We start from the raw sequence: 25,369 nt of genomic DNA, 5'->3' as shown, positions 1-25,369 counted from the left end.
CACTACCCGTTGCAGACCCTGCCTGATCCTGAATGGCTGCGTTAAAGTCACACCACGTGCGTCCCCGGCTGACATACCGTTTACGGGCAACGCGCGACACTGGACTTCGACCCGAGGCAAAGGACCCCCGCATGAGCAAGCTGACCGTAATCACCGACCGCGCTCTGGAGCGCGCCCTGGAGCTGGCCCACACCGCCGGCGATGGCCTGAAGAGCGCCGGTGGCAGCCTGCGCAATGCGGACTGGATCAAGACCGGCGCCGCCCTCGGTGCAGTCAAGACCGGCGGCAAGGTCGCCACCAAGTTCGCCCGCCGCAACCCGGCCGTGACCATCGCCGCAGCTGCCGTCGGCGTTGGGCTGCTCGGCTATGCGCTGTACCGCAAGCAGCAGAAGAAGAAGGCCGCCAACGGCCATGTGGTGAACGGCCAGGCCCAGCGCATCAATGCACGCGACCGCCGCAACGACACCGTGGTCGACGAACACAGCGACATCGGCAGCGACGCCTGAGTCTGCCGGGGTCGGATACCTTCCGCAGGAAGGGCTCTGACCCTGCACGTCGCATGAGGGTCGGACGCCGCAAGGCCTCCGGCCCTTTTCATTTCAACCGATCTGTCGCCATTGCCCGGGCTGCAGGTCATCCAGCCGGTAAGGTCCCATCGCCACCCGCACCAAGCGCAGGGTCGGCAGGTTCACCGCAGCCGTCATCCGCCGCACTTGGCGGTTGCGGCCCTCGCGGATCGTGATCGCCAACCAACTGTCAGGCACAGTCTTGCGAAAGCGGACCGGCGGATCACGCGTCCACAGCGACGGCGCCGGATCGAGGCGCTCGATCTTCGCCGGCAGGGTCAGCCCGTCATTCAGCTCGACGCCGTCGCGCAACTGCTGCAGCTGCGCGTCGCTGGGCATGCCTTCCACCTGCACCCAGTAGGTCTTGTCGGCCTTGTGCTTCGGATCCGTCAGCTTGTGCGCCAGCGTACCGTTGTCGGTCAGCAGCAGCAGGCCCTCGCTGTCATGATCGAGCCGACCGGCGGCATACACGCGCGGCGGCAGACCGAACCCGGCCAGCGTCGGCCGCGGCGGCAGGCTGCGGTCGGTGAACTGGCAGAGCACGTTGAAGGGCTTGTTGAAGGCAATCAGCATCGCGGGCATGGCAAGCGGCAGGTGGAGCATTGTCCCACGCCGCGCTACGCGCCACTCAGCTGTAGAGCCGAAGGCAGCGGCAGGAGCCGCTGCCAACGTCGCGTGCAACGGCCCGAAAGGTGCCGGTCAGGACGGCCTGCATAGCCGTGCTCGGCTGCTCTTTCCCGCCGCCACGATCACCACGGGCTCAACCGGAAACCTTCCACTCCAGCAGGAACGAACCCAGGACCAATGCGATGCCGCACGCGGCGGTGACGTTGGCCCGGCGCCGCAGGCGGACCGTAGGCGGACTGGCGTTGCGTGCACGTTCCTCCAGCAGGATGCCGGCGAACAGCACTCCAAAACCAACGGCCGCGACCAGGTCATGGGCATGGCCACCGTAGAACACGAAATCAATCAGCCGGGTCAGCACAAAGACTGCCACGGCGATGTACAACACCTTCTTCAACGTTCCACGTCCTTGAATGAGATTGAATCTCCGCGTGTGTCCGGCCCTTGGGCCAGCCACACGCCGCGCTGCCCGCGATGAGCCGAGCATGGCTCGGCTCTGCAAAGTCAACGCATGCACGCCATGCGGCGTGCCGCCTTACGGCTTGATGAAGCGCAGGGTCATGCGGTCGCTCTCGCCGATGGCCTGGTACTTCGCATCGTCGGCCTTGTCGTGCTGGTTGGTCGGCGGCAGCGTCCACACGCCGTTCGGGTGGTCCTTGGTGTCACGCGGGTTGGCGTTGACCTCGCTGCGCGCATCCAGCCTGAAGCCGGCGGCCTCGGCCATCGCGATCACCTGCTGCTGGCCGACATAGCCGGTGTCATCGTCGTCGGCCACATCGGCCTTGGCGCGATGCTCGACCACACCCAGCACGCCGCCCCGCTTGAGCACGTTGAAGAAGCCCTGGAACATGCCCTGCGCCTGCCCGGCCTTGCGCCAGTTGTGCACGTTGCGGAAGGTCAGCACCACGTCGGCTGAACCGGCCGGGCCGAACACCGGCTTGGCCGGGTCGTAGGCAACCACGGCGGTCTTGTCGAACTGCGCCGGCGTGCCGGCGTACTTCTTTTCCAGGCTGTCGCGGCTGCGCTGCTGGTAGTCACGACCGCGCCCTTCAGCAACGGCCATCGGGTCGACCACGGCAGCGACGTAATGGCCCTTGTCACGCAGCAGCGGTGCAAGGATCTCCGAGTACCAGCCGTTGCCGGGGGTGATCTCGATGACCGTCTTCTCCGGTGCCACCTTGAAGAACGCCAGTGTCTGCGCCGGATGACGGTAGCCATCACGCTTGACGTTGTTGGCATCACGGGTCGACGCCTTCACCGCCGCATCGATGGCCGGCGACACCTGGATCTTTGCCGGTGCCACCGTGGCCGGTGCAGCGAACGCGGGAACAGCGGCAAGCAGGGCCGAGGCAAGCAGCAGGCGGCAACCACGCAGGGACGAAGCAGGCATCATCGGGACGACTCCAGCGGAAGATGCGGCGAGACTAGCAGTCGCAGCGCCCCAGGTGTTCACAAAACGTTAGCCGCACGCCTGTCGCGGAACACTGTTTTGTGGTCACCGCCGCAGCGCGGTAACACGACGCGTTCTATTCTGGAGTACTTCCCCCAAGGAGCCCGTGTCCATGACGGCAACCCGTGAACTGGGCCGTTCCGGCCTGCATGTACGTCCGCTCGCCTTCGGTGGCAACGTGTTCGGCTGGAGCGCTGATGAAAAAGCCAGCTTCGCCCTGCTCGATGCCTTCGTCGACGCCGGTTTCAATCTGGTCGACACCGCCGATGTGTACTCGGCCTGGGTACCGGGCAATGTCGGCGGCGAATCGGAAACGCTGATCGGCAAGTGGTTTGCCCGCAGCGGCAAGCGCGACAAGGTGGTACTGGCGACCAAGGTGGCCAAGTGGGCCGAGCGCCCCGGCCTGACACCGGACAACATCAATGCCGCAGTCGAGGATTCGCTGCGCCGCCTGCAGACCGACGTGATCGATCTGTACCAGGCCCACGAGGATGACGAATCGACGCCGCTGGAAGCGACCCTGGCCGCGTTCGGCCGGCTGATCGAAGCCGGCAAGGTACGTGCGATCGGTGCCTCCAACTACAGTGCCACGCGCCTGGCCGATGCGCTGAAGGTGTCCACCGACTACAAGCTGCCGCGTTACGAAACCCTGCAGCCCGAATACAACCTGTATGACCGCGCCGGCTACGAGAAGGAACTGGAACCGCTGGTGCAGCGCGAACAGATCGGGGTGATCGGCAACTACGCGCTGGCCAGTGGCTTCCTCAGCGGCAAGTACCGCACGCCCGGCGATGCAGCCAAGAGCCCGGCGCGTGGCGAAACGGTGGTGAAGCGCTATCTGAACCCGCGCGGCCTGCGCATCCTGCAGGCGCTGGATGACGTGGCCAGCAAGCACAGTGCCAGCGCCGCACAGATCGCGCTGGCATGGCAGATCGCACGGCCGTCGATTACCGCACCGATCGTCAGCGCCACCAGCGTCGAGCAGCTGCACGATCTGCTGGCCGCAGCAAACGTATCGCTGAGCGTGCAGGATGTCGCACAACTGGACGCCGCCAGCACGGAAGCTTGACCAGGTAGTGCCGGCCGCTGGCCGGCATTGCACGCGCCCCGAAGAAAATAATTGAACAAAATGGTTGCGCACGACTAAATCGTGGTTTATCGTGCGCACCTCGTTTCACCAACCACTGGATACTTCCCTTGAACGCGCATTCCGTCGCCACCGCCAAACTGCTGCCATGCCTGCGCATGGACGTGCTGGCGCGCGCGTTCGGCAAGGAAGACCAGCTGACAACGGCCTGATACTCGCCCTGCGGAGATCGGCCACCCCGATCTCCGAGGCCTGACGACGCCCTCGGAACGCAAGTCCCGGGGGCGTTTTCGTTTGCGTCGGCACAAGGACCCGCGATGCCAGAACTGCACCCCGCGCGGCGACCCGCCGCTCACTGACCCAGGCTTTTCCCGCCCCGCCGAAGGATTTACTTCGCGCGATCGGCAGCGTCTGGACATTATCTGCATCGCATCAAAACATTATCGCTCGCCGATAATGTCGGCGGCCTGCACCCTCGATTCTCCAACGGTCCCGTTTCAACCACGGGCTGGTGCGCGCGGCGTTGCCGTGGCGTATGCCGGAGGTCGCGGACACGCCGTCGCCTGGATCGCCTGCTGGAGTCAGGCGCCGGTTCGCCGGTACGCGGTTCGATTCCGCGCGGTCCCCAACTGGATAGCTCAGTAGGGTAGAGCAACGGATCCGTAATCCGTCTGTCGTGGGTTCGATTCCCACTCCAAACCACATGACCTCTCACGTCATGACTTGAAGCAACACCCGGGGCGCAAGCCCCAGCGGCCATCGTCGCCGTCCATCGTCATCGCCTTCGGGCGGGGCGTGGAAGGCAACGGACCGCACGCCGGGCCCCGGCCCGCCGCCACTGCCAGCCACGTTCCGCACCGGTGCTTCCTGCCGGGAACGACGATGGCAGCAGTGCCGGTGCACCGAAGGCTCCGCGCGCGGACCGTCCGCCGATGGCCGCCCTTTTCCGCTGACTGCACGTGGTGTGCAGCCGGCTCTGCCACGACCTGATCGACCCGGGTCATGGCGATTCATCTGCAACGGGTCGAACCACCAGAGCCATACAAGGAGAGACTCCCATGTTCTGGACCATCAAGGTCGTGATCGGCGACGGCGAGCGCGGCCTGGTGTATCGCAACCGTCGTTTCCAGCAGATCCTGCTGCCGGGCGTGCACCGCCTGTCGCCATTCGGCGGCCGTCCGCACGTGGACATCCACAACGCATCGAAGGGCACGGCCTACACCGGCAGCGACCAGGACAGCCTGATCGAGGCACTGGGCGCACGGCTGGACACGCACTTCGTGCTGGCCAACGTCGGCGCCAGCGAGGTCGGTCTGTTGCTGCGCAATGGCCGCATCGATGAGGTGTTGCCGCCGGGCAGCCGCCGTCTTTACTGGCGCGGTTCGGTCGACACCCAGGTGCAGGTGATGGCGCTGGGTGACGAGCCGCGCATTCCGGCGAGCGTACAGCAGCGTCTGGGGCAGCTGGGCGTGCTGCCGCGTGTGGCGGTGATCAGCACCGTGCCGAGCGAGTCGGTCGGTCTGCTGTTCATCGATGGCACGCTGCGGCAGACGCTGGACGCCGGCCTGCACGCCTTCTGGAACTTCAACGGCAACGTGTCGGTGGAGCGCGTGGAGCTGCGTGCGCGTTCGCTGGAGGTCTCCGGCCAGGAACTGCTCAGCCGCGACAAGGTGACCCTGCGGGTGAACCTCGCCGCGACCGTGCAGGTACTCGACCCGGTGCGTGCACACCGCACGCTCAGCAATGCCGATGAGTTCGTCTATCGGCAGCTGCAGTTCGGCCTGCGCCAGGCGATTGCCACGCGCAGCCTGGATGAGCTTCTGGGCGACAAGGCAGCGCTGGACGGCGAGATCGCCGCCCATGTGCAGTCGGCGATCGAAGGCCATGGTGTGCAGCTGCTGGGCGTGGGCATCAAGGACGTGATCCTGCCGGGTGAGATGAAGGAGATCCTCAACGGTGTGGTGCTGGCCGAGAAGCAGGCCCAGGCCAGCGTGATCCGTCGCCGCGAGGAGGCCAACGCCACGCGTTCGCAGCTCAACACCGCAAAGCTGATCGAGGACAACCCGGTGCTGATGCGCTTGAAGGAGCTGGAGGCACTGGAGAAGGTCACCGAGAAGATCGACAAGCTCACCGTGTTCGGCGGCCTGGATGGCGTGCTGAAGCAGCTGGTGACGATCAGGTAGGGGGTAGCGGCGGCGCAGGGACGCGCCGGCGGCCCATCAAGGACATACACGAAGACATGGATACTCAACAGAACTATCAATGGCTGCACGCCGAGGGCACCACGCCGATCAAGGGCTGGGTCAACGGTGTGCCGCTGGAAGCGCAGGCGCATGAGCAGCTGCGCAACATCGCCGCGATCCCGTTCGTCGGGCCGTGGGTGGCCGTGATGCCGGACGTGCACCTGGGCAAGGGCGCGACCGTCGGCTCGGTGATCCCGACCCGCGGTGCGATCATCCCGGCCGCGGTCGGCGTCGACATCGGCTGCGGCATGGCGGCAGTACGCACCACGCTGCGCGCCAACGACCTGCCCGATGACCTGCGGCAGCTGCGCAACAGCATCGAGCGCAGCATCCCGGTCGGCAATGGGCGCGGCGGCGAGCATCACCGCATGCCCGACAGCATCCACACCCGGCTGGTGCAGTCCGGGCTGGCCGACGGCCTGGAGAAGATCAAGGACAAGCACCGCAGGATCCGCACCGACAAGCTCGACCGCCAGCTGGGTACGCTGGGCGGCGGCAACCACTTCATCGAACTGTGCCTGGACGAGACGGACACGGTGTGGGTGATGCTGCACAGCGGCTCGCGCGGCACCGGCAACCTGATCGGCACCTACTTCATCGAGAAGGCACGCGAGGAACTGGCGCGGCGCGTGCTGGGCTTCCACCTGCCGGACAAGGACCTGGCGTTCTTCATGGAAGGCGAGCCGCTGTTTGATGATTACGTTGAAGCGGTGTCGTGGGCGCAGGACTACGCGCGACAGAACCGAGAGGCGATGATGTCGCGCGTGCTGGCCGAGATGCGCCATCGTCTGCCGAAGTTCCAGCTGGCGGCGATGGCGGTGAACTGCCACCACAACTATGTGCAGAAGGAGACGCACCAGGGGCAGGAGCTGCTGGTGACGCGCAAGGGTGCGGTCAGCGCCCGCGAGGGCGAGCTGGGCATCATTCCCGGCAGCATGGGCACGCGCAGCTACATCGTGCGCGGCAAGGGCAACGCGGACAGCTTCCACAGCTGCAGCCACGGCGCCGGCCGGGCGATGAGCCGTGGCACTGCACGCCAGCAGATCACGCTGGCCCAGCACCGCGAGGCCACCGCGCACGTGGAATGCCGCAAGGACAGCGGCGTTCTGGACGAGTCACCGGCGGCGTACAAGTCGATCGACGATGTGATGGCCGCGCAGCTCGACCTGGTCGACGTGGTGCACACGTTGCGGCAGGTGCTGTGCGTGAAGGGATGATGGAGCGGTGCCGGCCAAGGCCGGCACCCACCGCTCCCGATTGCAGTAGATCCACGCCATGCGTGGATGAAACGGCGCTGACCAAGGCCGGCATCTACCGGAACACGCGCATTCAACGCGGCACGCTGTCCTCGCCCACCAGCGCATGATGCACACCAATGCCCGCACGCACGCCCTCGCCCATGGCCAGGGTGATGTTGCCAACGGTTGTCGCATCGCCTGCGGCATACACGTTCGGCACCGAGGTCTGCTTCATCGCATCAACCTCGATCAGAACGCCCAGCGGGCTCTCGGCCAGCGCGCAGCCCAGCTGCTGTACCAGCGGTGTGGCCATCGCCTGGGTGGCCGGCACGAACAGCGCACGCTGGGCGATGCGGCGGCCATCGGCCAGCTCCACTTCCAGCCAGGTCGGCTGGTCGCCTTGCACGCCCAGCACGGGTGACGTCTCGATCTGCACGCCGCGCTGCTGCATGGCGGCGCGCTCCTCATCCGTGATGTCCAGTCCCATGCTGAAGAACGTGACATTGCCCCAGTCGGCAAACAGCGGCGCCTTGCTGGCGGACATCGGATGACCGCCAAGCAGGCCGATGGCACCACCACCCACTTCGTAACCGTGGCAGTACGGACAGTGCAGCACGGTGCTTCCCCAGCGCTCGGTCAGTCCCGGTAGGTCGGGCAACTGGTCGGCAATTCCGCTGGCCAGCAGCAGCTTCCGCGCGGCCAGCACCTGGCCGTCGGCGGTGCGCACTTCCACGCCCTCTGCGCTGGCGGTGGCCTGCACCGCCTCTGCATGCACCCAGCGCACGCTGGGGTAATCCAGCAGCTGCTGTCGCGCAGTCTTCAGCAGCTCGGCGCCGCTGATGCCATCCAACCCCAGGACGCCGTGCGAGTGGCTGGCGAAGCGGTTGCGCGGTGAACCGGCGTCGATGATCGTGACCGGGCGACGGGCACGGGCCAGGATCAGGCCGGCGGCAATGCCGGCATAGCTGCCGCCGACGATGAGCACATCAGGATTCATGGTGACTTTCCAGGGAACGGTGATGGGCGAGATGGCGGGCGAAGTCGGCGCCGAGCTGGTCCAGCGTGGTCGCCTGCAGGCGCGCTTCGAGCAGGCGCTGCGCTTCGCGCGCCCCTTCGAGCAGGGCACTGTTGACCAGCTGCTGGATCGGGCAGCCGCCACCGGAATCGCGGGCCCCGACCTGCACCAGCGGCGGTGCGCCCACGGCCAGATAGATGTCATGCAGGGTAATTGCCGCGGCATCGCGTGCCAGCACGCTGCCGCCGCCGTGGCCACGCATGCTGCGCACCAGGCCGGCCTTGTGCAGCTGTGCCAGCAGCCGGCGGATCACCACCGGATGGGTCGGCAGGCATGACGCCAGCTGATCGGAGGTGCGCGGTGCGGCGTGGCCGACCAGGTGCGCCATCACATGCAGGGCGTCGGAAAGCGGGTTCGCGGATTTCATGTAACAACAATAGTTACATTTAATCCACCTGTCGAGGGTCCGTATTCGTTCCATATGGACACATTTGTCCTATGAAATGATTCCTTCACATCGCTAAACGAAACGCGAATGTGATGCGCGTCGCACTTCAGCGCGTGCGCAGCGGGTCGATACCGCAGTGCCCCTTCCCGAGAGTGCTTTCCCATGAATGCGTCTGTCCGTGCTCCGCGCCTGCAGTCCAAGCTGCTCGGCGCGGTTTCCGTTGGTCTGGCCGTGGTCCTGCTGTGCGCACTGGCGGGCCTGGCCTCCGCCTGGTTGAAGTTGTCCACCGAGGTTCCGCCCGAAGTCGCCCACAGCCGCGACGCCGAGCGCCTGCAGCGGGAGTTCCGCGGCCAGGTGCAGGAATGGAAGAACGTACTGCTGCGCGGCCGTGACGACGCGCTGCGCCAGCGCCATCTGGAGGCGTTCGACAGCGAAGGCCGCCTGGTCGAGCAGCTGGCCAAGGGCCTGACCCGCAGCCCGGATGCCCGCACGCGTGAGCTGGCACAGGCATTCATCGGCCTGCACGCACAGCTGCAGCAGGACTACCACGGGGCGCTGCAGGCGTTCGCCGAGGCCAGCTACGATCCCGCCGCCGGCGATAGCCTGGTGCGCGGCAAGGATCGCCCGGTGGCAACCGCGCTGGATGCGTTGAGCATGCACGCCACGCAGGTGGCCGAGGCGGCGGTGGCGGCCCGTTCGCAGCAGGCGCGGCAAACGCTGCTGCTGTGCGCGGCGCTGACCGTGCTGGCTGCCGTGCTGCTGCTGATGGGCCTGGGCTGGTGGCTGCGGCGTGCGGTGGTGCAGCCGGTGCTGGCGGTAGAAGCCGCTGCACGTGCAGTGGCCGCCGGCGACCTGCAGCACGTGGTGCAGGTGCGCAGCCGCGACGAGATCGGTCGCCTCGCGCAGGCGATGCAGGCGGTGCAGTCCACGCTGCGCGGCGTGCTGGATGCACAGGCCACGATGGCACAGGCGCATGAAGCCGGCAGCATCAGCCACCGCATGGACGCCAGTGCGTTTCCCGGTGCGTTCGGCACGATGGTGGCCGACAGCAATGCGTTGGTCCACGCGCATATCCAGGTAAAGCTGCGTGCGATTGCGATCATGGGCCGTTACGCGATCGGTGACCTCAGCCAGGACATGGAACGCCTGCCCGGCGAGAAGGCCGTGATCACCGACGCATTGGATACCGCCAAGGCCAATCTCGGCATGATCAATGGCGAGATCCGCCGCCTGGCCGAGGCCGCTGCCGCCGGTGACTTCAGCCAGCGCGGCGACAGCGCGCGTTTCGAGCATGATTTCCGCGCGATGGTCGACGGCTTGAACCGATTGATGCAGACCACCGAACTGAACCTCGGCGAGGTCTCCAGCATGCTGCGTGCGATTGCCGATGGCCGCCTCGGCGCGCGCATGCACGGTGATTTCCAGGGCGTGTTCGCGCGCATCGCCGGCGATGCCAACACCACCGCCACGCAGCTGGCAACCATCGTCACCGACATCAAGCACGCCTCCGGCAACATCCACACGGCGGCGGCGGAGATTGCCGCCGGCAACAACGATCTGTCACGCCGCACCGAACAGCAGGCCGCCAACCTGGAGGAGACGGCGGCATCGATGGAGGAACTGACCTCCACCGTGCGCCAGAACGCCGAGCATGCGCGCCAGGCCAACCAGCTGGCGATCGGCGCGCACACCGTTGCCTCTCACGGCGGCAGCGTGGTCGGCCAGGTGGTGACGACGATGGGTGCGATCGAGACCTCGTCGCGGCAGATCGCCGAGATCATCAGCGTGATCGACGGCATCGCCTTCCAGACCAACATCCTGGCGCTGAACGCTGCGGTGGAAGCGGCCCGCGCCGGCGAGCAGGGCCGTGGGTTCGCCGTGGTTGCCAGCGAAGTGCGCACGCTTGCACAGCGCTCGGCCGCAGCCGCAAAGGAGATCAAGGCGTTGATCGAAACGTCGGTGGAACAGGTCGGCCACGGCGCGCAGCGCGTGCGCGAGGCCGGTGACACCATGGCCGAGATCGTGGCGTCGGTGCAGCGCGTGACCGACATCATGGCCGAGATTTCCGCAGCTTCGCAGGAACAGAGCGCGGGTATCGAGCAGGTCAGCCAGACCGTGATCCAGATGGATGGCACCACCCAGCAGAACGCCGCGCTGGTGGAAGAAGCCAGCGCCGCCGCACGCAGCCTGGAGCAGCAGGCGAACCGGTTGATCGACGCGGTGGATGTGTTCGACCTGTCGACCACGGCGACATTGAAGGGAGCACTGGTGCGCGCGGCCTGACTGATTCGGCTGCCGGCCAGCGGCCGGCACTGCCGTGGAACGCGGATACGGGTAGTGCCGGCCGCTGGCCGGCAGCGTCCAGCGCCAGGTGGGTAGCGCCCGACCGTTGGTCGGGCGATGGCAGGGGCAGTGCGGACCAACGGTCCGCACCCACCGTAACCTGCGGTAGTGCCGGCCGCCGGCCGGCAACCCCACCACGGCCTCAGCGCACGTAGTCGCTCTGCGCCATCGCGTCGGCCAGGTAATCCACGAACGAGCTGATCCGTGCCGACACCGCGGTGTTGCGGTAATACACCGCATGGACCGGTTGATACACATCCAGCGTCTGCGCCGCCAGCACCGGCACCAGGGTGCCGGCCGCGCGGTCGCGGTCGGTGACGAAGTCGGACAGGCAGGTGATGCCCACGCCTTCCACCGCCAACCGGCGCAGCGTCTCGCCACTGGACACAGCGATGTCCGGCCGCACCAGCAGCAGCCCATCCGACTCCCCGGGCAGCGGCCAACGGTTGAGCGACTCCGGCTCGTTGAAGCTGAGCAGCGTGTGCTGGCCCAGTGCCGCCACACTTGCCGGTTCGCCGTGCGCAGCCAGATAGGCCGGGCTGGCCACCAACCGCAACTGGCAGCGGCCCAGCAATCGCGCATGCAATGTGGAATCGGCCAGCGGGCCGATCCGGATTGCCAGATCGGTGCGCCGCTCCAGCAGGTCGATATAGCGGTCGGAGCTGTTCAGTTCCAGCTGCACTTCCGGATAACGCGCACGGTAGCCGGCCACCAGCGGTGCAATCACGTGCAGCACGAAGGGCATCGCCGCATCCACGCGCAGGCGCCCTGCCGGGCGATCGCGGCGCGCTGCCATCTGTTCCTCGGCCGATTCCACTGCATCGATGATCGCGCGCGCATGGCGCAGGAACGCCTCGCCTTCGGCGGTCAGGTGCAGGCGGCGGGTGGTGCGGGTCAGCAGGGTGATCCCCAGCTTGTCCTCCAGCCGCCCCAGCGCACGGCTCACACCCGAGGGCGTCTGCCCCAGCTGCTCGGCGGCGGCACTGATCGTGCCGCTGTCGATCACCGAAAGAAACGCCTGCAATTCATCGAGGGTGGTCTTCATGCCGCCATTATTGACTGAATGGCAATAGTGATTGGCGTGAAGAGCGGTTTTTCAGCAAAGGTTGGCCGCGCACACTGCGCGCCTTCCTTCCCCCTTGGAGCCGGCCATGATCCGTGGCATCCCCCTCGCTCTGCTGGCGTTGACCCTCGGTGCCTTTGCCATCGGCACCACCGAGTTCGTCATCGTCGGCCTGATCCCGACCATCGCCGCTGACCTGCAGGTCAGCCTGCCCTCGGCCGGCCTGCTGGTTTCGCTGTATGCGCTGGGCGTGGCCATCGGTGCGCCGGTGCTGACCGCGCTGACCGGACGCGTACCGCGCAAGCAACTGCTGGTGGGGCTGATGGTGTTGTTCACGCTCGGCAATATCGTCGCCTGGATGGCACCCGGCTATACCTCGCTGATCATCGCCCGCATCCTCACCGGCCTGGCGCACGGCGTGTTCTTCTCGATCGGCGCGATCATCGCCACCGCCGTGGTGCCGAAGGAGAAGGCAGCCAGTGCGATCGCCATCATGTTCACCGGCCTGACCGTGGCGCTGGTGACCGGCGTACCACTGGGTACCTTCATCGGCCAGCATCTGGGCTGGCGCGCGACCTTCCTTGCGGTGGCCGCCCTCGGCGTGATCGCGTTGCTCGGCGCGCTGCTGTTCGTTCCGCGCAATCTGCCGCAGAACGCACCGGCCAGCCTCCGCCAGCAGCTGGCAGTGCTCGGCCAGCCACGCCTGCTGCTGGTCTATGCAATGACCGCGCTGGGCTATGGCGGCACCTTCCTGGCCTTCACCTATCTGGCGCCGATCCTGCAGGACGTCACCGGCCTTCCAGCCAACGCCGTGAGCCTGGTGCTGCTGGTGTACGGCGTGTCGGTGGCGATCGGCAACCTGTGGGGTGGCCGCATGGCCGACCGCATGGGCCCGGTGCCCGCGCTGAAGCGCATCTTCGCCCTGCTGGCCATCGTGCTGTTCGTGCTCACCTTCACCGCCTACAACACCTGGCTGATGCTGCTGACGGTGCTGGCACTGGGTGCGGTGGCCTTCGGCAACGTGCCCGGCCTGCAGGTGTATGTGGTCAAGCAGGCGCAGCGCTATGCACCTCAGGCCACCGACGTCGCCTCGGGGCTGAACATCGCCGCCTTCAACATTGGCATCGCGCTGGGCGCCTCGCTCGGCGGTTTGGTAGTGGAGAACATCGGCCTGATGCACACGCCGTGGCTGGGCGCGCTGGTGGTGGTGGGCGCGTATGCATTGACCGTGCTCAGCGGCCGCCTGGACCGCCGCGACGGCATCGATGACCGCGCCGATGGCATCGCCGCAGCCGCGCACTGAGATAGGTCATGCCGTGCCGGCGCCCTGCCGGTACGGTGGTGCAATGCACCGTTGCCGGCACGCATGCGGCCACTGGCCTACCCTTTGCCGGATATTCGCATCCCTTCCCTCTGCTGGAGCTCCCCATGACTGTCCCCGCCTTCGGTCTCGGCACCTTCCGCCTGAAAGACCAGACCGTGATCGACTCCGTGCGCAACGCGCTGGATGTCGGCTACCGCGCCATCGATACCGCACAGATCTACGGCAATGAAGCCGAGGTCGGCCAGGCCATCGCCGATTCCGGCGTGCCGCGCGAAGAGATCTACCTGACCACCAAGGTCTGGATCACCGAGTTCAAGCGTGAAGCGCTGCTGGCCAGCCTGCGCACCAGCCTGGAGAAGCTGCGCACCGACCACGTCGACCTGGCACTGATCCACTGGCCGTCGCCGAACGACAAGGTCGACGTGCCGATGGAGGAGTACCTGACCGCACTGGCCGAGGCCAAGGCGCAGGGCCTGACGAAGGAAATCGGCATCTCCAACTTCACCATCGCGCAGACCCGCAAGGCGATCGGCATCCTCGGTGCAGGCGCCATCGCCACCAACCAGATCGAGATCCATCCGTACCTGCAGAACCGTCTGCTGGTGAAGTTCCTGCAGGACAACGGCATCCACATCACCGCCTACATGAGCCTGGCCTATGGCGAGGTGATCAAGGACCCGGTGATCCAGGCCATTGCCGGCCGTCACCAGGCCACTCCGGCGCAGATCGCGCTGGCCTGGGCGCTGCAGCAGGGCTTCTCGGTGATCCCGTCGTCGACCAAGCGCGAGAACCTGTCGGGCAACCTGGAAGCGGCAGCGATCCGCCTGACCGACGAAGACATGGCGCAGATCGCCAAGCTGGACCGCGGTCATCGCCTGGCCAACCCGGAAGGTATCGCCCCGGCTTGGGATTGATCCCAACCGCGGTTACGGATCGGAATCGGTAGGTGCCGACCTTGGTCGGCACTGACCTCTGATCACTCTTTGAAACACCGTGCGGACCAAGGTCGGCACCTACCGGACGGTCAGCGCTCGGCAACACCGCGCAACATATCCAGGACGCTCTCGATGTCCAGTGGCTTGCACAGAAAGCCAGCCGCACCCAGCGCCTGCGCCCTGTCGATCACCTCCACCCGGGTGTCTGCGCTCATCACCAGAACGGGAGGCGCCCCAGGGTCCCTGACCAGCGCCTCCAGTACATCCCATCCACTGCAACCTGGCATGTGCAGATCCAGCAGGACTACGTCGGGCGCCAGCGCCTTGATGACGGCCTGAGCATCGTGACCATCTTGCCGGGAGCTGAGGCGATGGCCTGCACACTGCAGCAGGTGCTGCACCACCTCGCGGTTGGTCTCCACGTCCTCGAACAGCAGGCAGTGCAGCGGACGAACCACCTCCGCGTGCGATTGGAAAAGCTCATCCAGGGAAGGAAGCGGGTCAGCCTCATCGGCCACGGCAGCAGCGAAGCACCAGACGAATGAGGCACCGCCGGCGTCGCTGCGGCCGACGCTGATCGTTCCGCCCATGGCATCGGAAATCAGCCGGACGATGTACAGCCCGAGCCCGACGCCTTGTTCGCAACGCGCTTCGCCCTGACTGACCTGCACGAAAGGCGAGAAAATCATGTCTCTCTGGGCATCGTCGATGCCCGTCCCGGAATCGCAGACCGAGATCCGCACCTGCCAGTCATCCACCGCGCGAACGGCGCCAACCGAGACCCTCGCCTCGCCCGCCATGGGGCTGAACTTGATGGCATTGCAGAGAAGATTGGTCACCACCTGTTCGATGCGACCGCCATCTGCCAGCAGCCATACGTCCGCTCTCCCTGCATCCACTTGCAGCACCACGCCTTTGTCGGCAGCCGCAGGCATGCAGCTCGCCTGCGCCGCCTCGATGATGGAACGCAGCGAACAAGGATGTGGCCGCAGTTTCAGCTTGCCACCATCAATGCTGGCAACATCAAGTACATCATCAATGCGATGCCGGAGCGCCTGGGCCTGCCCCGCAACGGTGGCCAGTGCGTGTCGCTGGGCAGTATTTGCCGTGTTGACCTCCAGAAGCTGGATGCCGCTGATGATGGCATTGAGCGGCGTGCGAAGCTCATGACTCATGGTGCCGACGAATCGTCCCTGCGCCTCACGCGACGCAATGGCACGCAACGCAATCTCGCGCATCGCTGCCACCAGTGACGCCACGACCAGCGGCAACAGGATGGTCAGCGCCAGCGCATAGGCCAGATAGGCGGGCCGCGAGAACCAGTAGCCTTCGGGGGCCGCCCACAGCAGCGCCACGGCCGTTACCGCGATTGCCGGCGCCATGGCCTTGCGTCCGTAAGCCACCGTCGCGGCGATGACGAGGAACGGCAGGAGTGCATTGAGTGCCATCAACAGGATGAAGGCCGAGTGCACCTGGATGGCCACCATCGCCAGACTGAGCAGAAGACCCGTCGCGTCGTACCACGTGTCGTAACGCGCCCTGCGAAGGTTTACAAGGAGTGCCCACGCCACAGATACCGCCAGAAGTACAACGGCGGCCGGCAGCACCCGCGCTGCCTCATCGGCCAGAACAGGCTGTGGGCCATCGATCCAGAGCCAGCACCACAGCACCGCAAGCGCCTGCAACAGCACCCGGAACCCACTGGCGCGCGGCTCCTGGAAGCATGACAGCAGTAGCGCCAGACGATGCATTTCCAGCACGCGCGCAGCATGCAGCAGCGCTGCCGGGGACGACATTGGAGAGGATGTGTACGGATCATGCATGTCAGCGTCCCCCGTTCAGTGATTGACCGGTCGTGCGTCCCAGAAGGCGCTTTGCCGAGATTGCCAGCGCGCAGCCGCGCAGCCGCACGCTGCCGATGACTTCACCGGAGCGGAGAGCATCAGCCAGATCTTCGCAGGCATCGGCAATCCTGCTGCTGCCCAACGCCGAGGTCACACTTTTCAAGGCATGCATGCGCGAAAGCTCCTGTTCCAGGCAACCCGGGGATTCATTCTCCGCAGCGCTCATCCAGCGCGAAATCGCCTCGTCCAGGGCGACGGCAAACGATGAGAACTGGCCTGGCGCAGTCGCTGCAATCAGGCTGAGCATCGATCGCTCCCCAAGCTCAGGACCGTCTGCAGGATGTTGCCGCGGCTGTACGCCTTGCGTTGAGTTCAAGCGTCGCATTGCTTTCCTCTGCCTGTCGCATTCAACACCTGAAGAGATGCGCTTCCACGTTCCGCGACGCCCAAACAGAGGCCTGAAGCGACAGCGTGCGCGGCGTACGGACTACTGCATTCGTTGATGGATCTGCAGGAACAGCTGCGGAAACGTGCTACCCAGCAGATGCCCAGCAGCAGCCGCGAGCAGGATGGCGCCCACGATGGCAATACATCTGACCGGGAGTGACATTCGCTTCAGATCCATGGCATCCAGCATGGAAGCAACGATCGCGTAACGCCATCGGATTTCTTTCAAATTTTCCTGAGGTTCGTCATGCTCGCCCTGACACTCTTTCTGCTGCTCTCGTGTGCGGTTCTGGTTCGAAAGCGACACGTGCGTAGCGGCGCCCTTCTCGCCGCAGCGCCCCTGGCCATCCTGGCCAGCGCGAGCGCGCCCACCACTCAACTGCTGCTGGACCTGGCACAGGACGCGCCGCCAAGCACTGCAACAGCGCACCATCCCCGCACGGCGATTGTCGTGCTGGGCGCTGGCATCGATCAGGACGCTCACGGCTCCCGGCCCGGCCTGGCTGGCTATAGCCGGTTGATGGCCGCAACGCAGCGCTACCTCGCCTGCGAACGCACCGGCGAATCCTGCGTGGTGCTGGTCAGCGGAGGCGCTACTGCGCCAGACAATGCCGCAGAAGCCAACGTCTACGCGCGTGAACTGATCGCGCTGGGCGTACCTGCGGAACACATTGTCCGCGAGCACGCCAGCGTGAACACCTGGCAGAACGCCAGGAACAGCAGCCGATTGATCAAGCGCGACAGTGTCCGGGTAGTGCTGGTGACCTCTGGCCTGCATCTAAGGCGCAGTCTGATCTACTTCCGGCACTTCGGTGTCGTGGCCGAGGGCTTGCCCAGTGATCGCCTCCGCGCCTCGGCGGGGTGGCTTCCCTCTGCGTACAACCTGTTGCTGATCGAAGTGATGCTGCACGAGTACATCGGCGTCCTGCGCTACCACGTCTACAACGGCATGGGTTGGAACGAGGAATCCATCAGGCTGGACAGTGTCACACCTGCAGCAACCACCCACGCATCGCCGCACTCACTTCGTCCGGTTTCTCCATCGGTGCCAGGTGCCCGCAGTCGGGCACCACCACCAGTTGCGAGTGCGGCACCATCGCGTGCATTTCCTCGCTCACCGCGAGTGGCGTAATACGGTCATTGGCGCCACATACGATCAGCAGCGGGTCGCGGTAACCAGCCAGCACATCGTGGCCATCGCGGCGTTCCAGCCCGCTCTGGCGCAGGAAGACTTCCGCGCCCAAGCGAGCGGTCATGTCGCGAACACGCTGCACCAGCACGTAGTCATCCAGCCGCGAGGCGTCGATGTAGCTGCGCATCAACACATCGCCGAAGCCGTGGAACTTGCCGGGCAGGCGCACGCTGGCGCGCTGGCTGCGGCGTTGTTCGGCCCGCTCGAGTGAGTCGGCATGGATCGACGTATCGATCAACGCCAGCTGCAGCACGCGTTCCGGCGCGATGCGCAGGATCTGCTGGGCGACGAAACCGCCCAGCGAGAACCCGGCCAACGCAAAGCGCTCCGGCGCCTGCGCCAGCACGTCCTCGGCCACCGCCTGCAGGGTCTCGCCACGGGTCTGGTCGCCTACCGTGCAATCGGCGATGTCGGCAAGATCAGCCAACTGTGAGCGCCACAGCTCAGCGTCGTTGAGCAGGCCGGGCAGCAGCAACAGGGGGATACGGTCGGTCATGGGGGTATTGTCGCGCCATCACGGTGACGGAGCCATGCCGCAACGGGCGGTTGCATTGTAGAGTCGAGCCATGCTCGACTGCTGCATAGCCAGTCGAGCATGGCTCGACTCTACAGAAGGCAGCGACACGGACGCGACCATGGCAGACCCCTACAACAGTGGCTCCCCTTCCCCACCAGCACTGCGCTTCGACGATTCACTGGTCACCACCGCCTTCGAGCTGCCCGGCCATCGCGTCGTGCGCAATCTGGGCGTGGTACGCGGCATCACCGTGCGCTCGCGCTCGATCGTCGGCAACTTCCTGGGTGGCATCCAGACGCTCTTCGGCGGCAACATCACAATCTACACCGAGCTGTGCGAACAGGCCCGCGAGGAAACCTACCGCGACATGGTCAAGCACGCGCGGCAGCTGGGCGCCAATGCCATCATCGGCATGCGCTACGACGCCACCGATGTGATGACCGGGCTGACGGAGGTGCTGTGCTATGGCACGGCGGTGGTGGTGGAACCGTTGCGCTGACGAGGCCGCCGGGCATGGCCCGACGCTACCCGGAATCACGCCGCTGGCGGGATCTCGGGCACCTCGACCTGCTGCACCGGCAGGGTCACCATCATCACCGTCGGGTCGTCCGGGTCCAGCTTGGTCTTGAAGCCCAGGCTCTGGCACATCGCCAGCATGGTGCTGTTCTCGCGCAGCACCTGGCCTTCGACCACGTCCAGGCCCAGCCACTTGGCGTACTCGATCATGATCGCCATCAGCCGCCAGCCGATGCCGTGTCCCTTCAGGTCCGAGCGGATCAGGATGCCGTACTCGCCACGGTGGTAGTCGGCGTCGGCGTGCAGGCGCACCGCGCCCAGCATTTCGCCGCTGCGCGGTTCGATCGCCACCAGCGCAATCGAGCGTCCGTAATCGAGCTGGGTCAGGCGCGCGATGAACTCGTGGCTGAAGTGCTTCACCGACTGGAAGAAGCGCAGGCGCAGGTCCTCGTCGCTGACGCGGGCGAAGAACGCGCGGAACAGCGCGTCGTCCTCCGGCCGCACCGGGCGTACGAAGGCACGGCCGCCATCGGACAGTTCGATGGTGCGCTCCCACTCCTTCGGGTACGGGAACACCGAGAAGCGTGGATGGCCACGGCCCTTGTGCAGGATGCGCGAGGGTGCGATGGCCACACGGGCGTCGAGGGCGAGGATGCCCTTGCCGTCGACCAGCAACGGATTGATGTCCAGCGTGCGCACTTCGGGAATGTCGGCGGCCAGCTGTGCCAGCTTCACCAGGGCCAACGCGAGTGCACGCTCGTCGGCGGCGGGCACATCGCCATAGGCCTTGAGGATGCGCGAGGCCCGGGTCTGGCCGATCAACTCGTGGGCCAGGCGTAGATCCAGCGGCGGCAGCGCCAGCGCCTTGTCATTGATCACTTCTACTGCGGTGCCGCCGCGACCGACCACGATCACAGGACCGAACGTCGCGTCATCGGCAATACCGACGATGATCTCGCGTGCCTTCGGGCGGACGATGGTCGGCTGTACCAGCAGGCCATCGATGCGGGCATCGGGACGCAACTGGCGCGCGCGCGCCAGGATCGTGTGGGCCGCGCTCTGCACCGCCGGCAGCGTCGCCAGATTCAAGCGCACACCGTCCACTTGCGACTTGTGCGGAATATCCGGCGAGAGAATCTTCAGTGCGACCGTAGCACCGCGTTCCAGCAGCGGTTGCGCCAGGTCCATCGCCTCGTGTGCATCGCGCGCATGCATCACCGGTGCGGACGGAATGCCATAGGCCTTGAGCAGTTCATGCGTGGCCAGCGGGTCCAGCCACTGCTGGCCGTTGGCCAGGGCTGCGTCGACCAGCGCGCGCGCGGCCGCCGCATCCACGCTGAAGTCCTGAGGCAGGCTGGGCGGCGTTTCCATCAGCGCGTTCTGCGCTTCGCGGTAGCGCACCAGATGCTGGAAGCCGCGCACCGCTTCGGCCTCAGTCGGATAGGTCGGCACCCGCGCCGCGTTCAGCGTGGCAGTGGCCTGGTCATCGTTGCCCAGCCAGACCGCGAACACCGGCTTGTCGCGGTGATGGCGCGGGCGCAGGCCCAGCGTGCGCGTCAGCGCCTGTGCCGCGTCTGCAGACGAGGTGAATGCGGTCGGCACGTTGACCACCATCACCGCATCGTTCTCGTTGTCGGCCAGCAGTGCTTCGATGGCAGACGCGTATCGTTCGCCATCGGCGTCGACCACGATGTCGACCGGGTTGCTGCGCGACCAGCCCTGCGGCAGCACCGCATCGAGCTTCTGTACCGTGCTGTCGGACAGGTTGGCCAGCGTGCCGCGCAGCGCGATCAGCTGGTCCACGGCAAGGCGGCCGACACCGCCACCATTACTGAGGATGGCCAGGCGACGACCCGGGAACGTCCCCAGCCGCCCCAACGATTCGGCGGCAGTGAACAGTTCGTCCAGCGCGCTCACACGCAGCAGGCCGGCACGGTTGAACGCCGCACCGTAGACGTCGTCGGCACGGGCCAGGGCCTGCACATGGGTATCGCGGCTGCCCGGCTGCACGCGCTCGGCGCGACCGGATTTCACCACCACCACCGGCTTTGCGCGGGCAGCGGCACGCGCCGCCGACATGAACTTGCGCGCGTCCTTGATCTGCTCGACATAGAGCAGGATGGCGCGGGTGCGATAGTCGGTGGCGAAGTAGTCGAGCAGGTCGCCGAAGTCGACGTCCAGCGTGTCGCCCAGCGACACTACGGCAGAGAACCCGACCGAGCGCGCCACGCCCCATTCCACCAGCGCGGCGGCAATGGCCGAGGATTCGGAGATCAGCGCGAGGTCGCCGGCCTGCGGGAAATGCGCGGCGATGCTGGCATTGAGCCGTGCATGTGGCGCGATCACGCCCAGGCAATGCGGCCCGAGAATGCGCAGGCCATGCTTGCGCGCCACCGCTTCGACCTGCGCCGACAACGAGCCCGGGCCTTCGCCAAGGTGCGCGGTAAGAATGATCGCCGATTGCACGCCGCGTTCGGCGGCGGTGCGCACCACCTGCGGCACGATCGCCGCCGGCGCGGTGATCACCACCAGCTCGGGTACCCAGTCCAGGTCCTTCAGTCGCTTGACCGTGCGGATGCCATCGATCTCGGCATGCCGCGGGTTGATCCACGCCACCTTGCCGGGGAAGCCGGTGCCGCGCAGGTTGCGCATCACCGCGCGGCCGGCCGAGCGCTCACGCGGGCTGCCGCCGATCACCGCGACCGACTGCGGACGGAACACAGACTGCAGGTGGTAGGTACTCATGCGCCTACGGTACACGGACTGGCGCTGCAGCGGCATGATCGTGCGCAAGCACCCAGGCACACCGCATCCACGCATGGCGTGGATCTACTGCCGGGCGTGTTGCGCGACCCTGGCATGGCATCCACGCATGGCGTGGATCTACTGATGCCGGCAACTACAGTAGATCCACGCCATGCGTGGATGTCGACCCGCTTACAGCAGCGTGCCGTGCAGGATCATCGCGGCGATGCTGAAATAGATCACCAGCCCGGTCACATCCACCAGGGTGGCCACGAACGGGGCCGAGGCACTGGCGGGATCGAAGCCCAGCCGCTTGAGGATGAAGGGCAGCATCGAGCCGGACAGCGAGCCGAAGGTGACGATGCCAACCAGCGCGGCGCCGATGGTGATCGCCAGCAGGATCCAGTGCTCGCCGTAGTCATGCAGGCCACCCAGCTGCCAGATGACGATGCGCACGATGGCCAGGCAGCCGAGGATCGCGCCCAGCACCATGCCGGTGGGCACTTCGCGCAGGGCCACCTTCCACCAGTCGCGCAGGCGCAGTTCGCGCAGCGCCAGGCTGCGGATCAGCAGCGAGGTGGCCTGTGAACCGGAGTTGCCACCGGAACTCATGATCAGTGGAATGAACAGGGTCAGCACCACCGCGCGGGCCAGTTCGTCCTCGTAGTGCTGCATCGCGCTGGCGGTGAGCATCTCGCCCAGAAACAGCACGCTCAGCCAGCCGGCGCGCTTACGCAGCATCTCGAAGAAGCCGATCTGCATGTACGGCTTGTCCAGCGCTTCCATGCCACCGAACTTGTGCGCGTCCTCGGTGGATTCCTCGATCAGCGCATCGAGCACGTCGTCGACGGTGACGATGCCGAGCATCTGCTGCTGGTCGTCGACCACGGGAATCGCCAGCAGATCGTGGCGACGGATCAGCCGCGCCACTTCCTCCTGGTCCATCAGTGCATCCACCGTTACCGGCGGATTGACCTGGGCCACGTCCAGGATCGATTCCTCCGGCAGCCCGGTGATCAGCCGGCGCATGGTCACCACCTGCTGCAGCTGCTGGCTGGCCGGGTCGAGCACGTAGATCGCGTACACCGTCTCGCGGGTGCGCTCGACCTGGCGGATGTGCTGCAGGGTCTGCGCCACGGTCCAGCTGGCAGGCACCGCCACGTACTCGGTGGTCATCAGCGCGCCCGCGGTGTTCGGCGGGTAGCTGAGCAGTTTCTGGATGGCCTGGCGGGCGTCGGTGCCCAGCAGCGGGATCAGCCGCGCGCGTTCTTCCTCATCCAGCTCGTGGACGATGTCGGTGGCGCGGTCATCGGCCATCAGCCCGAGCAGTGCGGCGGCGCGCGCTGGTGGCAGCGCGGCCACCAGTTCGCCGCTGCGGTGCAGCTCCGGTGCTTCCAGCATTTTCACTGCACGCGGCAACGACAGCGCGGCCAGCGTTTCCGCGGCGCGGGTCAGTTCCAGCGTGTTGAGAAATTCCACCGCATCGGCGGTGTTGTAGTTCGCCAGTGGCGCGGCCAGTGCGGCGGCATCGGCCACCGGGCGCAGCAATTGCTTCTGGTTCATCGGGTTTGCCTTGTGGGGGTGCGACCTCGCGCAACGCCAACGCAGGCAAACCGTCCCGATGTCAGGCGGTGGCCATCGCTGGCGTCGAACGAGGTCGACTTCTACTGTCGCTGGACATGGGTTGGGGACTCCGGGATGCGTGTGCCGGCGGACGCGCCACCAGCGGCGGGCAGTCTGGACCCGGGGGCGATGCAGGTCAACCCGGCGGTCACAGCGGCGCGGGCCTTCCGGGCAGGCCGTTCTCGTGCGTACACGGGCGGGCGCGCATAATGAGGTGGTGGTGTTCACCACGCCTTTTCCCACCCGAACGGACGCATTGCGGGCACCGACGATGATCAGGAATTCCCATGCATAGCGGTGGTCTGGAACTGGCCCTGGTACTGCTGCTGGCAGCGGTCATCGCCGTGCCGGTGTTCAAGAAGTTCGGCTTCGGTGCGGTGCTGGGCTACCTGGCGGCCGGCGTGGTGCTGGGCCCGGATGGGCTGGGTTTCGTGCAGGATGCCGATCGCATCCTTGGCGCCGCCGAGATCGGCGTGGTGATGCTGCTGTTCGTGATCGGGCTGGAGCTGTCGCCAGCGCGCCTGAAGGTAATGCGGCGTTCGGTGTTCGGTGCTGGTGCGGCACAGGTGGCGCTGTCCGGGCTGGTGCTGGGTGGCCTGCTGCTGCTCGACCACTTCCAGTGGAAGAGCGCGCTGGTGGTGGGCGTGGCACTGGCGCTGTCATCGACTGCGGTCGGCCTGCAGCTGCTGTCCGAACACAAAGCGATCAACAGTGATCACGGCCGGCTGGGCTTTGCCATCCTGCTGTTCCAGGACCTGATCGCGATCCCGTTGCTGGCGGCCATCCCGCTGCTGGGCGGGGTGAAGAACGAGACCCTGCGCTGGGAGGATGCGGCCGTGGCACTGGGCGCACTGGCGGTGGTGATCCTGTGCGGGCGACCGGTGCTGCGCAGAGTGTTCAGCATCATCGCGCGCACCCGCAGCCCGGAAGTGTTCACCGCCACCGCCCTGCTGGTGGTGCTCGGCACGGCCTGGTTCATGCAGGAAGCGGGCCTCAGCCCCAGCCTGGGTGCGTTCCTGGCCGGCGTGCTGTTGTCCGATTCGGAGTTCCGGCACGAACTGGAAGCGCAGATCGAACCATTCAAAGGCCTGCTGCTGGGTCTGTTCTTCATCGCGGTGGGCATGGGCATCGACCTCGACCGCATCGTTGCCGAGCCCTGGCTGATCGCCGCTGGCGTGGCGATCCTGCTCGTGGTGAAGTTCAGCCTGCTGTATGTCATCGGCCGCATCGCCAGGCTCAGTTCAAGGCACTCGCTGCTGCTGGGCAGCGTACTGTGGCTGGGCGGCGAGTTCGCCTTCGTGGTGTTCAATGAAGCACAGCGCGCGCACCTGCTGGGCAACGCCAACCACGACCGGCTGGTGGCGATCGTCGGTCTTTCGATGGCGATCACGCCGCTGCTGATGATCGCGCTGCTCAAGCTGCTCGGCCAGGAGAAGGCCGCACCGCGCGAAGCAGCGGAGGCCGACAAGGTGGCGCCGGACAACCGGCCGAAGGTACTGATCGCCGGCATGGGCCGCTTCGGCCAGGTCATCGCGCGCCTGCTGACCGCGCAGAAGGTGCCGTTCGTGGCGCTTGAAGCGAACCCGGATACCGTGGCCGACCTGCGTCGCTTCGGCAACCAGCTGTACTACGGCGACCCGACCCGGCCGGAGATGTTGCGTGCGGCCGGCGGCGAGCACATCGATGTGTTTGTGATCACCGTGGATGACCCGGAGACCAACCTGCGCGCGGTACGCATGGTGCGCCGGCTGTACCCCGACGCGAAGGTGCTGGCCCGCGCACGCAACCGACAGCATGCGTGGCGCCTGATGGACATGTCGGCCGAGCCATTCCGCGAAGTGTTCGGCACCAGCCTGGAGATGAGCGGGCGCGTGCTGACCGCGCTGGGCGTTGCAGCAGACGTGGCCGAACGCCATGTGCAGCGCTTCCGTGAGCACGACGAACAACTGCTGCGTGACCAGTACCTGGTCTACGACGACGAGGCGGCCGTGATCCAGACCTCGCGCGATGCACGCAATGACCTGATGCATCTGTTTGAGGCCGACGCAGAGAGCGACGACAAGTAGATCCACGCCAACGCGTGGATGCTTTGGATTCGATCATCCACGCATGGCGTGGATCTACCAGGAGAATCCTGCCGACCAATGGT

At 66.2% G+C, this 25,369-nt stretch carries 20 protein-coding genes, 1 tRNA gene and 1 pseudogene; 11 read left to right on the top strand and 11 right to left on the bottom strand.

The features are described from left to right. Positions 1 to 131: 131 nt before the first annotated feature. Positions 132 to 506, top strand: a complete 375-nt coding sequence (locus tag ABR323_RS20650; RefSeq protein ID WP_005411574.1) for a hypothetical protein — start codon at positions 132 to 134, stop codon at positions 504 to 506. A gap of 93 nt (positions 507 to 599) precedes the next feature. Here ABR323_RS20650 and ABR323_RS20645 read toward each other — a convergent pair whose 3' ends face one another. The 3 genes from ABR323_RS20645 to ABR323_RS20635 form a co-directional block, all read right to left on the bottom strand. Then, positions 600 to 1,139, bottom strand: coding sequence for a pseudouridine synthase (locus tag ABR323_RS20645; RefSeq protein ID WP_135275599.1), 540 nt, complete (start codon positions 1,137 to 1,139; stop codon positions 600 to 602). 187 nt (positions 1,140 to 1,326) lie between these two features. Then, positions 1,327 to 1,578: a hypothetical protein gene (locus ABR323_RS20640; RefSeq protein WP_439450648.1), complete on the bottom strand. Its 252-nt coding sequence runs from the start codon at positions 1,576 to 1,578 to the stop codon at positions 1,327 to 1,329. A 147-nt stretch (positions 1,579 to 1,725) separates the two neighbouring features. Then, positions 1,726 to 2,583, bottom strand: coding sequence for a class I SAM-dependent methyltransferase (locus ABR323_RS20635; protein WP_439450645.1), 858 nt, complete (start codon positions 2,581 to 2,583; stop codon positions 1,726 to 1,728). A 169-nt stretch (positions 2,584 to 2,752) separates the two neighbouring features. Here ABR323_RS20635 and ABR323_RS20630 point away from each other — a divergent pair, with 169 nt between their 5' ends. From ABR323_RS20630 to ABR323_RS20615, 4 genes are all read left to right on the top strand, one after another. Next, the gene (locus ABR323_RS20630) at positions 2,753 to 3,709 is read left to right on the top strand and encodes an aldo/keto reductase (RefSeq protein WP_439450644.1); all 957 of its coding nucleotides are present in this window, start codon (positions 2,753 to 2,755) and stop codon (positions 3,707 to 3,709) included. Positions 3,710 to 4,356: 647 nt separating this feature from the next. After that, positions 4,357 to 4,429 (top strand) — tRNA-Thr (locus ABR323_RS20625). Between the two features lie 356 nt (positions 4,430 to 4,785). Further along, positions 4,786 to 5,910, top strand: a complete 1,125-nt coding sequence (locus tag ABR323_RS20620) for a slipin family protein (RefSeq protein WP_439450643.1) — start codon at positions 4,786 to 4,788, stop codon at positions 5,908 to 5,910. A gap of 56 nt (positions 5,911 to 5,966) precedes the next feature. Then, positions 5,967 to 7,187, top strand: a complete 1,221-nt coding sequence (locus ABR323_RS20615; protein ID WP_439450642.1) for an RtcB family protein — start codon at positions 5,967 to 5,969, stop codon at positions 7,185 to 7,187. A gap of 112 nt (positions 7,188 to 7,299) precedes the next feature. Here the strand turns inward: ABR323_RS20615 and ABR323_RS20610 are convergent, their stop codons facing one another. Further along, entirely contained in the window at positions 7,300 to 8,205 is a 906-nt protein-coding gene (locus ABR323_RS20610) for an NAD(P)/FAD-dependent oxidoreductase (protein WP_439450641.1), read from the bottom strand. Then, entirely contained in the window at positions 8,195 to 8,650 is a 456-nt protein-coding gene (locus tag ABR323_RS20605; RefSeq protein ID WP_439450640.1) for an Rrf2 family transcriptional regulator, read from the bottom strand. Before ABR323_RS20605 ends, ABR323_RS20610 begins: the two co-directional genes overlap by 11 nt. Positions 8,651 to 8,833: 183 nt before the next feature. Here ABR323_RS20605 and ABR323_RS20600 point away from each other — a divergent pair, with 183 nt between their 5' ends. Then, positions 8,834 to 10,954, top strand: coding sequence for a methyl-accepting chemotaxis protein (locus ABR323_RS20600; RefSeq protein WP_439450639.1), 2,121 nt, complete (start codon positions 8,834 to 8,836; stop codon positions 10,952 to 10,954). Positions 10,955 to 11,156: 202 nt separating this feature from the next. On the opposite strand, the gene ABR323_RS20595 is transcribed toward ABR323_RS20600, so the two are convergent. After that, entirely contained in the window at positions 11,157 to 12,059 is a 903-nt protein-coding gene (locus tag ABR323_RS20595) for a LysR family transcriptional regulator (RefSeq protein ID WP_135275521.1), read from the bottom strand. A gap of 106 nt (positions 12,060 to 12,165) precedes the next feature. Between ABR323_RS20595 and ABR323_RS20590 the strand changes: the two genes are divergently transcribed. Beyond that, positions 12,166 to 13,380: an MFS transporter gene (locus ABR323_RS20590; RefSeq protein ID WP_439450638.1), complete on the top strand. Its 1,215-nt coding sequence runs from the start codon at positions 12,166 to 12,168 to the stop codon at positions 13,378 to 13,380. A gap of 125 nt (positions 13,381 to 13,505) precedes the next feature. Then, complete coding sequence (gene dkgB, locus ABR323_RS20585) at positions 13,506 to 14,315, top strand: 2,5-didehydrogluconate reductase DkgB (protein ID WP_439450637.1); 810 nt, start codon at positions 13,506 to 13,508, stop codon at positions 14,313 to 14,315. Between the two features lie 110 nt (positions 14,316 to 14,425). Here the strand turns inward: dkgB and ABR323_RS20580 are convergent, their stop codons facing one another. Both ABR323_RS20580 and ABR323_RS20575 read right to left on the bottom strand, forming a co-directional pair. Then, complete coding sequence (locus tag ABR323_RS20580; protein WP_439450636.1) at positions 14,426 to 16,159, bottom strand: ATP-binding response regulator; 1,734 nt, start codon at positions 16,157 to 16,159, stop codon at positions 14,426 to 14,428. Between the two features lies 1 nt (position 16,160). Beyond that, positions 16,161 to 16,487, bottom strand: a complete 327-nt coding sequence (locus tag ABR323_RS20575; protein ID WP_439450635.1) for a hypothetical protein — start codon at positions 16,485 to 16,487, stop codon at positions 16,161 to 16,163. A gap of 387 nt (positions 16,488 to 16,874) precedes the next feature. Between ABR323_RS20575 and ABR323_RS20570 the strand changes: the two are divergent. After that, positions 16,875 to 17,489, top strand: a pseudogene (locus tag ABR323_RS20570) (YdcF family protein); the annotation flags it as partial. A gap of 124 nt (positions 17,490 to 17,613) precedes the next feature. Here the strand turns inward: ABR323_RS20570 and ABR323_RS20565 are convergent. Next, on the bottom strand, positions 17,614 to 18,315 hold the full coding sequence (locus ABR323_RS20565) for an alpha/beta fold hydrolase (RefSeq protein ID WP_439450634.1): 702 nt from the start codon (positions 18,313 to 18,315) through the stop codon (positions 17,614 to 17,616). A 139-nt stretch (positions 18,316 to 18,454) separates the two neighbouring features. Between ABR323_RS20565 and ABR323_RS20560 the strand changes: the two genes are divergently transcribed. After that, positions 18,455 to 18,835 (top strand): YbjQ family protein, encoded by a 381-nt coding sequence (locus tag ABR323_RS20560; RefSeq protein ID WP_439450633.1) that lies wholly within the window; start codon positions 18,455 to 18,457, stop codon positions 18,833 to 18,835. 35 nt (positions 18,836 to 18,870) lie between these two features. Here ABR323_RS20560 and ABR323_RS20555 read toward each other — a convergent pair whose 3' ends face one another. Together ABR323_RS20555 and mgtE are read right to left on the bottom strand one after the other, a co-directional pair. Then, complete coding sequence (locus ABR323_RS20555; protein WP_439450632.1) at positions 18,871 to 21,597, bottom strand: bifunctional acetate--CoA ligase family protein/GNAT family N-acetyltransferase; 2,727 nt, start codon at positions 21,595 to 21,597, stop codon at positions 18,871 to 18,873. A gap of 192 nt (positions 21,598 to 21,789) precedes the next feature. Continuing rightward, positions 21,790 to 23,160, bottom strand: coding sequence for a magnesium transporter (gene mgtE, locus ABR323_RS20550; protein ID WP_439450631.1), 1,371 nt, complete (start codon positions 23,158 to 23,160; stop codon positions 21,790 to 21,792). Positions 23,161 to 23,507: 347 nt separating this feature from the next. Here mgtE and ABR323_RS20545 point away from each other — a divergent pair, with 347 nt between their 5' ends. Then, the gene (locus tag ABR323_RS20545) at positions 23,508 to 25,286 is read left to right on the top strand and encodes a monovalent cation:proton antiporter-2 (CPA2) family protein (protein WP_135275527.1); all 1,779 of its coding nucleotides are present in this window, start codon (positions 23,508 to 23,510) and stop codon (positions 25,284 to 25,286) included. Positions 25,287 to 25,369: the final 83 nt, after the last annotated feature.

Source organism: Stenotrophomonas sp. ATs4, assembly GCF_051861585.1.
GTDB lineage: Bacteria > Pseudomonadota > Gammaproteobacteria > Xanthomonadales > Xanthomonadaceae > Stenotrophomonas > Stenotrophomonas maltophilia_AS.
Note: the sequence above shows the minus strand (reverse complement) of the source record. Positions and strands in the feature narration are given on the sequence as shown.